The sequence below is a fragment of the Aeromonas sp. 11P genome (genome assembly GCF_051920165.1).
GTDB lineage: Bacteria > Pseudomonadota > Gammaproteobacteria > Enterobacterales > Aeromonadaceae > Aeromonas > Aeromonas veronii.
The window spans coordinates 604,281-618,938 of sequence record NZ_JBQBDJ010000004.1 but is presented as its reverse complement, the minus strand read 5'-3'; the positions used below and the strand labels follow the sequence as shown (position 1 = coordinate 618,938).

Annotated in this window: 12 protein-coding genes, 1 pseudogene and 1 other annotated feature; of the genes and pseudogenes, 7 read left to right on the top strand and 6 right to left on the bottom strand. The window is 60.1% G+C overall.

Features of this window, described 5'->3' with window-relative positions; all coding sequences use genetic code 11:
* Nucleotides 1-12 precede the first annotated feature (12 nt).
* From hisC to hisG, 3 genes are read right to left on the bottom strand one after another with little or no spacing between them, the layout of a single operon-like run.
* Nucleotides 13-1,083, bottom strand: coding sequence for a histidinol-phosphate transaminase (hisC, locus tag ACTG1P_RS03000; protein ID WP_440000445.1), 1,071 nt, complete (start codon nt 1,081-1,083; stop codon nt 13-15).
* Entirely contained in the window at nt 1,080-2,405 is a 1,326-nt protein-coding gene (hisD, locus tag ACTG1P_RS02995) for a histidinol dehydrogenase (protein ID WP_440000444.1), read from the bottom strand. The genes hisC and hisD overlap by 4 nt, the downstream gene beginning before the upstream one ends.
* Nucleotides 2,406-2,417: 12 nt before the next feature.
* Nucleotides 2,418-3,314, bottom strand: a complete 897-nt coding sequence (gene hisG, locus ACTG1P_RS02990) for an ATP phosphoribosyltransferase (RefSeq protein WP_440000443.1) — start codon at nt 3,312-3,314, stop codon at nt 2,418-2,420.
* Between the two features lie 25 nt (nt 3,315-3,339).
* Nucleotides 3,340-3,468: a sequence feature (His leader region), on the bottom strand.
* Between the two features lie 187 nt (nt 3,469-3,655).
* On the opposite strand from hisG, the gene ACTG1P_RS02985 reads away from it, so the two are divergent.
* The 7 genes from ACTG1P_RS02985 (at nt 3,656) to rnd (ending at nt 11,299) form a co-directional block, all read left to right on the top strand.
* Nucleotides 3,656-3,901, top strand: coding sequence for a hypothetical protein (locus ACTG1P_RS02985; protein WP_005336755.1), 246 nt, complete (start codon nt 3,656-3,658; stop codon nt 3,899-3,901).
* A 69-nt stretch (nt 3,902-3,970) separates the two neighbouring features.
* Nucleotides 3,971-5,890 carry an ATP-dependent DNA helicase gene (locus tag ACTG1P_RS02980; protein WP_440000442.1) on the top strand — a complete coding sequence of 640 codons (1,920 nt, stop codon included), beginning with the start codon at nt 3,971-3,973 and terminating at the stop codon, nt 5,888-5,890.
* Nucleotides 5,891-5,980: 90 nt separating this feature from the next.
* The gene (gene tsaB / locus ACTG1P_RS02975; protein WP_005336751.1) at nt 5,981-6,682 is read left to right on the top strand and encodes a tRNA (adenosine(37)-N6)-threonylcarbamoyltransferase complex dimerization subunit type 1 TsaB; all 702 of its coding nucleotides are present in this window, start codon (nt 5,981-5,983) and stop codon (nt 6,680-6,682) included.
* A gap of 118 nt (nt 6,683-6,800) precedes the next feature.
* A complete protein-coding gene (locus ACTG1P_RS02970) occupies nt 6,801-7,316 on the top strand; it encodes a Slp family lipoprotein (RefSeq protein WP_019446435.1) in 516 nt (171 codons plus the stop codon).
* 8 nt (nt 7,317-7,324) lie between these two features.
* A complete protein-coding gene (locus ACTG1P_RS02965) occupies nt 7,325-8,203 on the top strand; it encodes an alpha/beta fold hydrolase (protein ID WP_440000441.1) in 879 nt (292 codons plus the stop codon).
* A 198-nt stretch (nt 8,204-8,401) separates the two neighbouring features.
* A complete protein-coding gene (gene fadD, locus ACTG1P_RS02960) occupies nt 8,402-10,078 on the top strand; it encodes a long-chain-fatty-acid--CoA ligase FadD (RefSeq protein ID WP_085942148.1) in 1,677 nt (558 codons plus the stop codon).
* 108 nt (nt 10,079-10,186) lie between these two features.
* Nucleotides 10,187-11,299 carry a ribonuclease D gene (gene rnd / locus ACTG1P_RS02955; protein WP_019446433.1) on the top strand — a complete coding sequence of 371 codons (1,113 nt, stop codon included), beginning with the start codon at nt 10,187-10,189 and terminating at the stop codon, nt 11,297-11,299.
* A gap of 190 nt (nt 11,300-11,489) precedes the next feature.
* Here rnd and ACTG1P_RS02950 read toward each other — a convergent pair.
* The 3 genes and pseudogenes from ACTG1P_RS02950 to selD all read right to left on the bottom strand — a co-directional run bounded on the left by ACTG1P_RS02950 (nt 11,490) and on the right by selD (nt 14,290).
* Nucleotides 11,490-12,118 (bottom strand): annotated as a pseudogene (locus tag ACTG1P_RS02950) (MBL fold metallo-hydrolase).
* Between the two features lie 22 nt (nt 12,119-12,140).
* Nucleotides 12,141-13,256: a tRNA 2-selenouridine(34) synthase MnmH gene (gene mnmH / locus ACTG1P_RS02945; RefSeq protein ID WP_440000440.1), complete on the bottom strand. Its 1,116-nt coding sequence runs from the start codon at nt 13,254-13,256 to the stop codon at nt 12,141-12,143.
* A complete protein-coding gene (gene selD / locus ACTG1P_RS02940; RefSeq protein WP_064336017.1) occupies nt 13,253-14,290 on the bottom strand; it encodes a selenide, water dikinase SelD in 1,038 nt (345 codons plus the stop codon). Before selD ends, mnmH begins: the two co-directional genes overlap by 4 nt.
* Nucleotides 14,291-14,658 lie beyond the last annotated feature (368 nt).

The window sequence follows — 14,658 nt, the reverse complement described above, 5'->3', positions numbered from 1 at the left end:
TACATCCTTGTTTTAAAGAGAGGGAGAGGGCAGATCACGCAGTACCGCCAGTACGGCATCCATCTCGCCCTGATAGCCGATGGTGACGCGAATGCTGTTATCAAGGCCTGGTTTGGTCGAGAAATCTCGCAGTATGATGCCGGCGGCCTTCATGGCAGCAAAGACGGCTGCGCCATCCACAAAGCGCACCAGCACGAAGTTGCCCTTGTCCTCGAACACCTCTTTAACGCAGGCAAGCTTGGCCAGCTCTGTCTTGAAGGCGGCTTTTTGCTTGTTGAGCTCCACCACTCGCTCGCGCATCAGCTCCAGCCCCACGGGGGAGAGGGCCTGCGCCGCGATCTGGGCGATGGGCTCGGGGATGGGATAGGGGGCGATCACCTTGGCCAGCATGGCGATCACTTCGGGGCTCGCCAGCGTAAAGCCGCAGCGGATCCCCGCCAGTGCAAAGGCTTTGGAGAGGGTGCGGGTCACCACCAGATTGGGGAAGCGGGCCAGCAGGTCCACTACGGATGCTTCCGGGCAGAACTCGATATAGGCCTCGTCCACCACCACGATGGCACGATCCCGCGCTTTTTCCAGCAGGGTGGTGAGGCCGTCGCGACCAACCAGATCTCCGGTGGGGTTGTTGGGGGAGCAGAGAAACACCAGCTTTACGTCACTGAGGCGATCGGCGATGGCAGGCCAGTCAGGCTGGCGGCTGGCGGTCAGCGGCTGCTCAACAATCCCCACGCCACAGGTTTCGGCGCTGATGGCGTACATGCCGTAGGTGGGCGGGCAGATAAGGATCTGATCCTCACCCGCTTCACAGAAGGTGCGAATAAGCAGCTCGATGGCCTCGTCGGCGCCACGGCTCACCAGCACCTGATCGGGATTGACTCCAGCGTAGGCGGCATAGCCGTTCACCACCTCGGCCGGTTGGCACTCGGGGTAGCGGTTGAGACGGCTTCCCTCGATGGTGAAGGGATAGGCCAGCGGTGCTTCGTTGGCATTGAGCCAGACGTGGCCATTGCCGCCGATACGGCGGGCGGATTGATAAGGGGTGAGGGCCCGCACCACGCGGCGCGCCAGATTGGCAATGCTCATGACAAATCCTTCTGCTGTGCTGTTGGTTGGGGCGCGGCGGCCAGGGCGTTCAACCTGAGGGTGACGGCATTTTTGTGGCCATCAAGCCCCTCGGCCTCGGCGATGCGCTCAACGATAGGGCCAAGGCCGCGAATACCTTCGACGCTCAGCTCCTGCACCGTGTAGCGGCGCTGATAATCGGCGAGGCCAAGGCTCGAGCAGGTGCGGGCATAGCCATAAGTTGGCAGGGTGTGATTGGTGCCGCTGGCGTAATCGCCCACTGATTCTGGTGTCCATGCTCCCAGAAAGATGGAACCGGCATTTTCAAGCAGGTCCAGCAGATCGCGCGGGGCGCGGGTCTGCACGATCAGGTGCTCCGGCGCATAGGCGTTGGAGATGGCGCACGCCTCGGCCAGATCATCACAGAGGATCACCAGACTGCTGCCGAGCGCCTGCGCGGCGATATCGCGGCGGCTCAACTTGGCCAGCTGGCTCTTGATTTCCCCAGCGATGGCATCGGCCAGCAGCGGCGAGGTGGTGACCAGCACTACCTGACTGTCTGGGCCATGCTCGGCCTGGGAGAGCAGATCCGCCGCCACGAAGGCCGGGTTGGCGCTCTCGTCGGCAATCACCAGCACCTCGGAGGGGCCAGCGGGCATGTCGATGGCGGCGCCGCGCCAGTCGCGGGAAACCTGTCCCTTTGCTTCGGTCACATAGGCGTTGCCCGGGCCGAAGATCTTGTCCACCTTGGGAATGCTTTCTGTGCCGTAAGCCATGGCGGCGATGGCCTGCGCACCGCCGATGGCGAACACCTTTTCGACGCCGCAGGCGCGGGCGGCAAACAGGATCTCGTCGCTGGCGGGGGAAGGGGTGCAGAGCACCACTTCACGGCAACCGGCGATAGCGGCCGGAATGGCCAGCATCATCACGGTGGAGGGGAGCGGTGCGCTGCCCCCCGGCACATAGAGGCCGACCCGGCTGATGGGCTGGGTGCGCAGCTCGCACACCACCCCGGGCTGGGTTTCCACCCGTACCACTGGCTGCACTTGCGCGGCGTGGAAGGTGCGAATATTGGCAATGGCCGCTTCGATGGCGCTTTTTATCTCATCATCCAGCCGCGCACAGGCGGCTTCAATCTCGGCCTCGCTGACGCGCAACTGTTCACGGGGGGCGCGCTCGAAGCGCTGGCTCAGCTCGCGCAGGGCCTCGTCGCCCCGGCTGCGTACCGCTGCAATGATATCCCGCACCACGACACCTATATCGGCCTCGTCATTGAGGGCGGGCCGAGTCAGCACGTCGGCCTGCTGGGCGGGGGAGAGGGTCTTCCAGATCAGGGTCTGCATGATGTCCCTTCCTTATTCCATCATCTTTTCGATAGGGAGCACCAGAATGGAGCTGGCACCGAGCGCCTTGAGCTGCTCCATGGTCTCCCAGAACAGGGTCTCGCTGGAGACGACGTGCAGGGCCACCTGATTGGTGTCACCGGCCAGTTGCATGATGGTGGGGCGCTCGGCACCCGGCAGCAGATCGGTGATGGCATCGAGCTTGTCTTTGGGGGCGTGCAGCATGATGTACTTGCTCTCGCGCGCCTGCTGCATCCCCTGAATGCGGGGCAGCAGGGTGTCGATGATCTTCTGCTTGGCATCGGACAAGGGGTTGGGCGCCTGCACCAGCACCGCCTTGGAGCGGTAGATCACCTCTACTTCTTTCAGGCCATTGGCCTCCAGGGTCGCGCCGGTGGAGACCAGATCGCAGATGGCATCGGCGAGACCCGCGCGCGGTGCCACTTCCACCGAACCGCCCAGCATCACGCTCTTGAAGCTGAGACCCTTTTCGTCGAAGAAGCGCTTGAGCAGCCCGGGGTAGGAGGTAGCGATGCGTTTACCGGCCAGACTCTCTGGCCCTGTGTAGGTTACGTCTTCCGGCACCGCCAGCGAGAGGCGGCAGCCGCCAAAATCGAGTTGCTTGAGAGTCTTGACCGCAAAGGGCTGACCCTGAGAAGCGCGGATCAGCTGCACCTCTTCCAGCACGTTCTCGCCGATGATGCCAAGATCGACCACCCCTTCCATTACCAGCCCCGGGATATCGTCATCGCGCACCCGCAGGATATCGATGGGCATGTTCTCGACATGGGCGATAAGGCGCTGCTCGCGCAGGTTGATCTTGAGGCCACAGCTCTTGAACAGGGCTTGGGAGTCCTGGCTCAGACGACCGGACTTTTGCATGGCGATACGCAGACGTTGTGTTTCCATTTGCTCGATTTCCTTCTAGTCAAAAACGAAAAAACCCTCGGAAGTGGGTGCTTCCGAGGGTTTATGAATCTTGCGGTCCTTTTGGAAGTCACCAGTTAAGTGTCTTCCAGCAGTCAACCTCCTGAAAGACTAGTCGGGATGATGATGGTGGTGATGAGTCTTCAGGGTGGTGAACTTCATGTAATCAATCCTTTACAAAATAAGATGTCGTAATTGACGCCTGATTTAAACTACCTGCCTTGACAGAAAATGCAACCCGAAATTGTGATTTGATCGATTAAAGTGGCGAAAACGGTTTTCTGGTCGATAACTAGACAATAACCCCTGCAGGAGTCGCCATCATGCCCAGCCAGGACCTGTTGTTCCCCATTTTGCCCCGGGCGCCCGCTGCGCCCGGCAGCGAAGAGATCAAGCGGGAAGTGAATCAGATCAGCAAAAAGCACCAGCTGCGCAAGACCAGCACTGACAACAGTGACTCCCAGCAGCGCCAGCAGGCGTATAGCACGCCCGCCAAGCGTGATCAGCCCAAGGCGGAGGAGGGTGATCACAAGCCGGACCCCGAGCATCAGATCGATCTGTTCGTCTGAACAGATTATCTGTCCCGCTTTTGCCGTGCTTTTGGCATAATGGCCGCTTTTGCTGCGGGACGCCCTTTTTTGACCATCCAGACCCTGTTCAAGCCAGATGGCCCTCTGGCCAGCCATATCGACGGTTTCAAAGCCCGCGCTCCCCAGCTGGAGATGGCCGAAGCGGTCGAGCGCGCCATCAAAAGTGGTGGCCGTCTGCTGGTGGAGGCGGGGACCGGTACCGGCAAGACCTACGCCTATCTGGTCCCTGCGCTGGAATCCGGCAAGCGGGTGGTGATCAGTACCGGCTCCAAGAACCTGCAGGAGCAGCTCTTCTATCGGGATCTTCCGACCATCACAGGGGCGCTCTCCTACACCCCGCCGGTGGCCTTGCTCAAGGGGCGCAGCAACTATCTCTGCATCGAGCGGATGAACCGGCTCTTGAGCGAATCCCATCTGCAAAAGCCTGAAATCCTGAACGATCTGGTGAAGGTCAAATCCTGGTCCACCGCCACCGATAATGGCGATGTGGGGGATATTCCGGGATTGCAGGAGAACGCCGAGATACTCGCCCACGTTACCAGCACCAACGACAACTGCCTCGGTCGAGATTGCCCCTATTACGACGATTGCCATCTGGTGGTGGCCCGACGCCGCGCCATGGATGCCCAGGTGGTGGTGATCAATCATCACCTCTTCTTCGCCGATATGGCGGTGAAAGACACCGGATTTGGCGAGTTGGTGCCCGAAGCGCAAGTCTATGTGTTTGACGAGGCGCACCAGCTGCCGGAGATCGCCACCAACTACTTCGGCAAGTCGGTAGGCAGCCGAACGATTCAGGATCTGGCGCAGGATATCCAGCTGGCCTATCGGGCAGAGGCGCATGACATGGCCCAGCTCGGCAAGGCGGCAGACCGGCTTGCTATCGCCAGTCAGGACTTGCGTCTCGCCTTCGGGGTGGATGGTGGTCGCGGCAATACCCGCGACATGTTGCGCCAGCCGCTCTGGGGGCAGGCTTTGGCTCGTCTCAACGATGCCATCGGGCTCTGCTACGAAGTGCTGAAACTGGCTCTCGGTCGTGGCGAGCAGCTGGATCACGCCTTCGAGCGCATCAGTGAACTGCGCACCCGTCTTGGCGAGGTGCTGGCGGTCAACCAGACCGGTTTCTCCTACTGGTACGACTGCTCACGGCTTCATTTCACCCTCAATCTGACGCCGCTGTCGGTGGCCGAGCGATTCAGTGCCGAGGTGCAAAGACCGGAAGTGGCCTGGGTTTTCACCTCCGCCACCCTGACGGTGGATATGCGTTTTGACCACTTCAAGGCCGAGCTGGGGCTGGCGGGCAGCGCCGAGCTTATTCTCGACAGCCCGTTCGACTATGGCGAGCAGGCGCGGCTCTGTGTGCCCCGCTATCTGCCGGAGCCCAACGCCTTTGGCCGTGGCGAGCAACTGGCCAATCTGATGATCCCGCTTATCAACAAGACGCCGGGTGGCTGTTTCTTCCTCTGCACCAGCCATCAGGTGATGCGTCAGGTGGCCGAGGTGCTGCGCCGGGAGATTGGCCGTACCGTCTTGCTGCAGGGGGAGGACAACAAGCAGCGGCTGCTCAAGGAGTTTGTCGAGAATGGCCGCGCTGTGCTGGTGGCGACCAGCAGTTTCTGGGAGGGGATCGACGTGCGAGGGGCGGCGTTGTCGTGTGTTATCATCGACAAACTGCCGTTTGCCAGCCCTGATGATCCGCTGCTCAAGGCGCGGGTGGATGATTGCAAGCTCAAGGGGGGCGATCCCTTCGCCGAGCTGCAGTTGCCCAAGGCGGTGATTGCCCTCAAACAGGGGGTGGGGCGGCTTATTCGTGATCGCAGTGATCACGGTGTACTGGTGATCTGTGATCCCCGAATGGTCAACAAGCCTTACGGCGCCACCTTTATCAAGAGTCTGCCCGCCATCCCTCGCACCCGGGAGTTGGGAACGTTGGGGAGTTTTTTCGATCGCACTGAACGCGGTGAATAAGTGTGCCGCCAGCTAACAGATTTGAACAACGGGTGAGCATATCTCGCTTGCCGGTTATGTAATTGACTGATTTTATAGAGATTGGAAAGCATGAATGAGTTGAAGATCCTGGCCGTTGATACCGCCACTGAAGCCTGCTCCGCCGCCTTGCTGGTGGGTGACAAGCTGTTCTCCCGCTGGGAGGAGGCGCCACGGGATCACACCCGAAAAATCCTGCCCATGGTTCAGGCTGTGTTAGAGGATGCCGGGATAAGTTTGAGTGACCTCGATGCCATTGCGTTCGGCCGCGGCCCGGGCTCCTTTACCGGCGTGCGGATCGGCATCAGTGTGGCGCAAGGTCTGGCGTTTGGTGCAGGTGTGCCGCTGATTGGCATCTCAACCCTGGCCGCCATGGCGCAAGGCGCCTATCGACTGGATGGCGCCGAGCAGGTGCTGACCGCCATCGATGCGCGGATGAACGAGGTCTATTTCGGCCGCTATGAGCTGATTGATGGCCGCATGCAGCTGGTGGGGGACGAGGTGGTGAGCGATCCCGTGGCGCTGGTTGACGTCCGTGGCAAGCTGGCTGGTCGGGTGACCTGCGTCGGCACCGGTTTTGAAACCTATGGCGAGACCCTGAGTGGTCTGGCCGATGAGCTGGCGGTGAGTCAGGTGCGCTTCCCGGCGGCAGAAGACATGCTGCCGCTGGCCCGCGCCGCCTGGCTGGCGGGAGAGGCGGTGCCGGTGGAGCAAGCAACGCCGGTCTATTTGCGTGACAAGGTGACCTGGAAAAAACTGCCGGGTCGCGAATAAGGGCAGGAGCACTGACAGCATGTCGCTCTTGCCGCTCATCAGCTGCAATAAAAGCGGATGGCCCGACGGGCCACGCCGGCAACAGGAGAGTGACATGATGCGTAATACCAGAAGCGACATGATGAAACGCACTATGGTGGTCGGGGCGCTGGCCCTGCTGCTCGGGGCCTGTAGCTCGGTTCCCAAGGAGCTGGCCTATGAGCCTGAAAACCAGCTGGTGGCCTATCAGCCGGCCCTCGGCGGAATGGAGGGCAAGCCTGCCCGCTGGAGCGGCGTTATCTCGGCGGTGCACAACAAGGCGGATCAGAGCGTTATTGAAGTGGTCTATCTGCCGCTCAAGTCCAACGGTGTGCCGGAGCAGACCGAGCAGAGCCCGGGCCGTTTTCTGGCCATCATGAAGGGTTTTGTCGATCCGACCCTCTACGCCAAGGGGCGCAGCCTGACGGTGCTCGGCACCATAGGCCAACCGGTTGATAGCCAGATTGGCGAGCACAAGTACCGCTTCTCTGTGCTCAATGTGACGGGCAGCAAGCTGTGGCCGCCAGTCAAAGAGGTGGAGGTACGCTATATGGACCCCTACTTCTATGACCCCTTCTATGATCCCTTCTGGCCGAGACGGCCGCTGCGTCGCTAAGGCTTGCCATGATCAAGAGCATCAAAAGCACTCTGCACGAACGTCTGCTCACCTTGGCAGATGGTCGGCAGGTGGCCCTGCTTGAGAATCAACTCGCGGATCAGGCTCAGCAGGGCAAACCCCTGCTGATTGCCCTGCACGGCTGGCTCGACAACAGTGCCAGCTTCTTGCCGCTGGCGCCGCATCTGGGGGATTTTCACCTCATCTGTGTCGATCTGCCGGGGCACGGTCACTCCGATCACAAGACCACCCCTTATGTTTTTGTCGACTGGCTGGACGATCTCTACCAGATCGTGCAGGCGGCGGGCTGGTCACGCTTCACTCTGCTCGGTCACTCCCTCGGGGCGTTGATCGCCTCGGCCTATGCCGGGGTGTTTCCCGAACAGGTGGAGCGGTTGATCATGCTGGAGGGGCTGGGCCCGCTCAGTCAGCCCGATGAGGAGGTACCTGCCCAGCTGCGACGTGCGATTTTAAACCGCAGTCGCACCCGGGAGCGCAGTGCCAACGGTTTTGTCTCCATCGATGAGGCTGTCGCCGCTCGTTGCAAAGTGGCGGATATCACGCCGCAGTCGGCGCGTCTTATCTGTGAGCGGCAGCTTGAAGAGCGGGCAGGGCGCTGGCACTGGCGCAGCGATCCCCGTTTGCGGGATCTGTCGCCTTTGAGAATGAGCGAAGGACAAGCTCGTGAATTGATGGCGGCTATCCGCTGTCCGGTTCTGTTAATTCAAGGGGAGCAGGGCTTTGCTGCGCTTGAAGCCCAATGGCAGGCCCGTCAGGATGCCTTCCAGCAGATCGAACGGGTCATATTGGGTGGAAACCACCATTTTCATATGGAAAATTCGGTTGATACGGCCGTTTGTATCGTAAAGTTTTGTCAAGTTCGGTAGAATCGCCAGCTTTCAATAATTCCAGGTTTGTTTTCTCCCTCACATTTTTCCGTTGTTAATTTGCTGTTAATTGATGTTGCGCTGTGTAAATATGTGCGGCATTAGAGCATCAGCTTAAAACAACCGATTAAAATGGATGTGAACCGGGACGGAGGCAACACAGTGAGCGCACAGGTGCTAGTTATGCAGGAGAAGTTTGTGGAAAAAGTCTGGCTGAAACGTTATCCGGAAGGGGTCCCCGCCGAGATCAATCCAGACCAATACAGCTCCCTGGTCGAGATGTTCGAATCCTCGGTGACCCAGTTTGCCGATCAGCCCGCCTTCGTCAACATGGGCCAAACCATCACCTACCGCCGACTGGAAGAGCAGTCCCGCGCCTTTGCTGCCTATCTGCAAAACGAGCTGAAGCTGGAGAAAGGGGATCGGGTTGCGGTGATGATGCCTAACCTGCTGCAATACCCCATCGCCGTGTTCGGCATCCTGCGCGCCGGCATGATCGTGGTCAACGTCAACCCGCTCTATACCCCGCGCGAGCTGGAGCATCAGCTCAAAGACTCCGGTGCCAAAGCCATCGTCATCGTCTCCAACTTCGCCCATACCCTGGAAAAGGTGGTCTACGACACCCCGATCAAGCACGTTATCCTGACCCGGATGGGTGACAATCTGGGTCTGGCCAAGGGCACCCTGGTCAACTTCGTGGTCAAGTACGTCAAGAAGCTGGTGCCGAAATACAATCTGCCCCACGCCACTACCATGCGTCAGGCTCTCTCCAAGGGGCGTTTCCTGCAGTACATCAAGCCGGAGATCACCAACGACGATCTCGCCTTCCTGCAGTACACCGGTGGCACCACCGGCCTCTCCAAAGGGGCCATGCTGACCCATCGCAACATGATTGCCAACGTCGAGCAGTGCCTCGGCGTCTATGGCCCCATGCTGGAGCGCGGCAAGGAGTTCGTGGTCACCGCGCTGCCGCTCTACCACGTTTTTGCCCTGACCGTGAACTGCCTGCTGTTTATGCGTATCGGCGGTTACAACCTGCTGATCAGCAACCCGCGCGACATCCCGGGGTTTGTCAAAGAGATCAAGAAGTACCCGTTTACCTGCATTACCGGCGTGAACACCCTGTTCAATGCGCTGGTCAACAATGAAGAGTTTCAGGGGATCGCCTTTGACAAGCTCAAGCTGACCATCGGTGGCGGCATGGCGGTGCAGCGCGCGGTCGCTGAGAAGTGGAAGACACTGACCGACACTCCGTTGCTGGAAGGCTATGGCCTGACCGAATGTTCGCCACTGGTGAGCGTCTGCCCCTACGATCTGACCGATTACAACGGCTCCATCGGTTTGCCGGTCTGCTCTACCGAGATCCGTCTGGTAGATGACAACGGTCAGGTGATCCACGCCCTCGGCACCCCGGGCGAAATGCAGGTTCGTGGCCCGCAGGTGATGGTGGGCTACTGGCAGCGCCCGGAGGCCACTGCCGAAGTGATGCAGGATGGCTGGCTCTGTACCGGTGATATCGCGGTGTGCGACGAGCAGGGCTTCTTCAAGATCGTTGACCGCAAGAAGGACATGATCCTGGTCTCCGGTTTCAACGTCTATCCGAACGAGATCGAAGATGTCGTTGCCCTGCACCCGAAAGTGCTGGAAGTGGCCGCCGTCGGTGTACCGCACAAGGTTTCCGGTGAGCTGGTGAAGATCTTTGTGGTCAAGAAAGATGCAAAATTGCAGGAGGACGAGATTATTGCCCACTGCCGCAAACATCTGACTGCCTATAAGGTGCCGAAACTGGTAGAATTTCGTGACGAACTTCCCAAGACCAATGTGGGCAAGATCCTGCGCCGCGTATTGCGCGACGAGGAGATTGCCAAGCAATAACCGGACTGCGGCTGCAGAACCCTCTGCAAACCAGCACCGTCGTTATGCAAAACCGTGGGTCATCCCACGGTTTTTTCTTTTTGGCCCTGATCAACCGCGCAGGCACAGATGCACTATCAACTTATCACTCAACAAGACGAACTTGAGCAGTATCTCGCTTCTCTGGCCGACGTTCCCCTGGCTATCGATACTGAATTCGTTCGCACCCGTACCTACTACCCCCAGCTTGGCCTGTTCCAGATCTATGACGGCGAGCATCTGGCTCTGCTGGATCCGCTGACGCTGGATCTCTCCGCCCTCTGGCAGCGACTGGGCCGGGAAGGGCAGATCGCCATCCTGCACGCCTCTGGCGAAGATCTGGAGCTTATCCAGCATCAGGCGGGCCACCTGCCCAACCAGATGCACGATACCCAGCTGGCTACCGCCTTTCTCGGTTACGGCGTCTCGGTCGGCTTTGGTGCGCTGGTGAATGAATTCCTCGGGGTCGAGCTGGAAAAAGATCAGGCGCGCACCGATTGGCTAGCCCGCCCGCTTACGCCACGTCAACTCGAATACGCGGCAGCGGATGTCTTCTACCTGATGCCGCTCTACGAGAAGGTGATGGCCAAACTGCGGGAAAGCGGCAAGTTTGCCTGGTTCGAGCAGGAGTGCCAAAACCACTCCGCCCGCAAGACCCAGGGCAGCGATCCCCGTCAGGCATATCTTGAAATCGTCAACGCCTGGCAACTGGGTCGCCGCGAGCTCGCCATTCTGCGCGAGCTGGCCGCCTGGCGCCAGCAAGAGGCGGTGCGCCGCGATCTGGCCCTCAATTTTGTGGTGAAAGAGCTGCACCTGTTCAAGGTGGCGGAGCGTCGTCCTGCCTCCCTGCGGGATCTCAACGAGCTCGGCCTCTCGCCCATCGAGATCAAGATCCACGGCAAGCGGATGCTCGATATCGTCGCCAAGGCGCAGCAGAGCGATCCTGACAGCTGGCCTGAGCCCATTCGCCGGCTGGTGGACTTTCCCCAGTACAAGGCCGAGCTCAAGCGCATCAAAGCCATGGTGGAAGAGAAGGCCAAGGCGAGCAATATTCCGCCCGAGCTGATTGCCAGCAAGAAGATCATTCACCAGTACTTCACCTGGAGCTGGCGGATGAACGACGAAGAGCGGGCCCGCAGCGACAAGCCGATGTTGCTGCAAGGGTGGCGTCATGAGCTGGTCGGTCACCTGCTGGCACAATAAGCCACCTGACGGTTGCACCTATAAATCAATCCTCACCCTCGGGTGGGGATTTTTATTGGGCGAAAGGTAAAAACGGGCATGCCGATTTGGGGAAAACAAAGTGTTAGCACATGGCCGGATGGCCCGGAATGGGAAATAAAAAAAGAGAGAAGAGAGGAAAGGCAGCGGCTAATACCGCTGCCTTTTTTGATCACCAGATAGGCTGGGTCAGGTAGGGGTTGCTCGCCTTCTCGCGGGGCCGTGGCCCGGGATAAAGACGATCTCGTCACCCAGCGGCAGCAGGGTCTCGGTGATCGACTTGATCAGGGTCGAGTGATCGCCTCGGGGGAAGTCGGTACGGCCTATGCTGCCGGCAAACAGCACATCGCCGACCCAGGCGAGTTTTTCGGCCTGGTTCAGCAGCACGATATGGCCCGGGGTGTGGCCGGGGCATAAGTAGACATCCAGCTCGCAGTGGCCAATCTGCACCTTGTCACCCTGCTCAAGCCAGCGATCCGGCGTGAAGGCGGGGGTATGGGCGAAGCCGAACATCTGGCTCTGCTGGGGCAGCATATCGAGCCAGAAGGCGTCTTCCTTATGAGGGCCGGTGATGGCGACGCCGGTCTTTTCCCGCAGAGCAGCGGCGGCACCCACATGATCCAGATGACCGTGGGTCAGCAGGATGTGGGTTAGGGTCAGGCCGCGTTTGGCGATTGCCGCCAGCAGTTTGTCCGCTTCGCCGCCCGGATCGATCAGGGCCGCCTGATGGGTCTCGTCACACCAGATGAGGGAGCAGTTCTGGGCGAACTGGGTGACCGGGATCACCTCGAATTTCAACATAGAGTTCCTCGCTTGGGATGGGTCAGCCGCGCAGCGCGCTGGCATGCTGCTCGGCGAAATAGTCGAGACAGGCCTGCTTGTCACCGCGAAACACGATGCGCTCCTGCTTGTTGCCAAGCTGGTAGAGATACATGGGGTCGTAGTAGCGGGTCAGCAGCAACGTGATCCAGGCCAGATGCAGCCCGGTATCGCCGCTCTTCTCCTGCTCGGTGAGGGCGGTCTGCATCAGGGCATCCAGCTCGCGGTGGGCCTGATCGCCAAGACGGCGCTTGAGGCGGGCCAGCGCATCGGTGAGGTAGGCAGCAAACAGCGGCCAACCGGCTTCTTGGCCATACATGGCTTGATAGCGCAGCCAGAGATCGTGCACGTAATCTTCGCGGATCTGCTCGGCCCGATCGATCTGCGGTACATCCACCACCACCAGCGGTGCCTGACTCATGGCCTCATGGAGGGAGAGGGGCAGGCAGCAACGGCCAATCAGCCGGCTCTCATCCTCGACCACGAAGGCATGCTCGCCCTGATGGCGGCGCTTGAGCAGCTCGATGGCGAGGTTGTTTTCAAAATTGATGTTGCTGGGCTGGCCGCCGGGCAGTTGACCAAACGACGAGCCCCTGTGATGGGCATGCCCCTCCAGATCGAGCGCCTGGGTCACCTGATCGAGCATGTGGGTCTTGCCGGAGCCGGTCATGCCGGTCAGCACACTCCAGTGACACTCGGCAGAGGCCTTGTCCTGGGTGTCGATCAGAAAACGGCGCAGCTCCTTATAGCCACCGGCGACGCGGGGGCGAGTCACCCCCGCTTCAGCCAGCCACTGTTGTACTGTTTGCGAGCGCAGGCCGCCGCGAAAGCAGTAGAGCACGGCATCGGGCTGCTGGCGCAACTGCGCCAGCCAGCCTTCGAGTCGCTCGGCACGTACTGCTCCCCCCACCAGCTTGTGTCCAAGCTCAATGGCGGCGGCCTGACCCTGCTTCTTGAAGCAGGTCCCCACCTGCGCGCGCTCATCGTCTGTCATCAAGGGCAGATTGGTCGAGCAGGGGAAGGCCCCCTCCTTGAACTCGATGGGGGCGCGCACATCAATCAACGGCACATCGTCCAAAAAGAGTTGGGCGTAGTCCGTGGCCAGTGGCAATTCACTCATTGGACAATCTCGATAAAGCGGGAGCCCTCAAGGGGCTTGATCTGGCCGATGGGTGAGAGCGCAAGGCCAGCTTCGCGCGCGATGGCGAGCAGCTCGGCTTCGCTCTCTTTACCCACGGCGACCAGCAGGCCGCCGCTGGTTTGCGGATCGCACATGATGTTGCGGGTGCGATCGTCCATGGCATCGAGCTTGTGGCCGTAGGAGTCGTGATTGCGCAGGGTACCACCCGGGACGCAGCCCTCGGTGAGGTAGTAATCCACCTCGTCCAGCAGCGGCAGCGCCTTGAAGTCGAGGCGGGCGCTGACATTGGATCCTTCGCACATCTCCAGCAGATGGCCCGCCAGACCAAAACCGGTCACGTCGGTCATGGCGTGCACACCCGGCAGCTCGGCAAAGCGCTGGCCAATCTTGTTGAGGGTGCACATGGCGTTGGGGGCCAGCTGCTCGTGTTCCGGCTTCAGCTTGCCCTTCTTCTGGGCGGTGGTGAGGATACCGATACCAAGGGGCTTGGTCAGATAGAGGGTGTCACCCACCTTGGCGGTGTCGTTCTGCTTGATGGCATCCAGAGGCACGATACCGGTGACCGCGAGGCCGAAGATGGGCTCGGGGGCATCGATACTGTGACCACCGGCCAGCGAAATGCCCGCTTCGTGGCACACCTGACGGCCGCCGTCGATCACCTGTTGGGCCACTTCCGGCGCCAGGGTATTGATGGGCCAGCCGAGGATGGCGATGGCAACGATGGGCTTGCCGCCCATGGCGTAGATATCGCTGATGGCGTTGGTGGCGGCGATGCGGCCAAAGGTGAAGGGGTCATCGACGATAGGCATGAAGAAGTCGGTGGTGGAGACAATGCCCTGACCGTTGCCGATATCGACCACGGCCGCGTCATCCTTGCTGCTGTTGCCAACGATCAGGGTCGGGTCGTTGAAGCCCGGGATCTGGCTCTTGAGGATAGTGTCGAGCACCTTGGGAGAGATTTTGCAGCCACAGCCAGCGCCGTGGCTGTATTGGGTCAGACGAATGGAAGACATACTTACCCCTTTATTTGCAAACAGAGCAGAGGCTCTGTGGAGCCGTCTTGATCAATGGGCGGCCTTGTAGAGAGAATGACAAGAAGCCGCAAATATGGGTGGCCTCGGTGCCAACAGGGGCAGCGATGACTGGCAGTTATGAAAGACTGCCAGGCCGGACGGGGAAGAAAAGGGCGACAAGGTGCGCCAGCGCAGCCCCGCCAAGGGCCACAGGACGGGGCATTATGCCACATTTGCCCCTTGGGGTTCGAACAGGAATTCACATAAACAGCAGGGAATTGCCCGCACTTGCCTGTCATCGGTCTGGATCCGGCGCTGGCTGATTGATTGCAGTACAGATGCAGCATAAAGAACGCCAAAGAGACCAA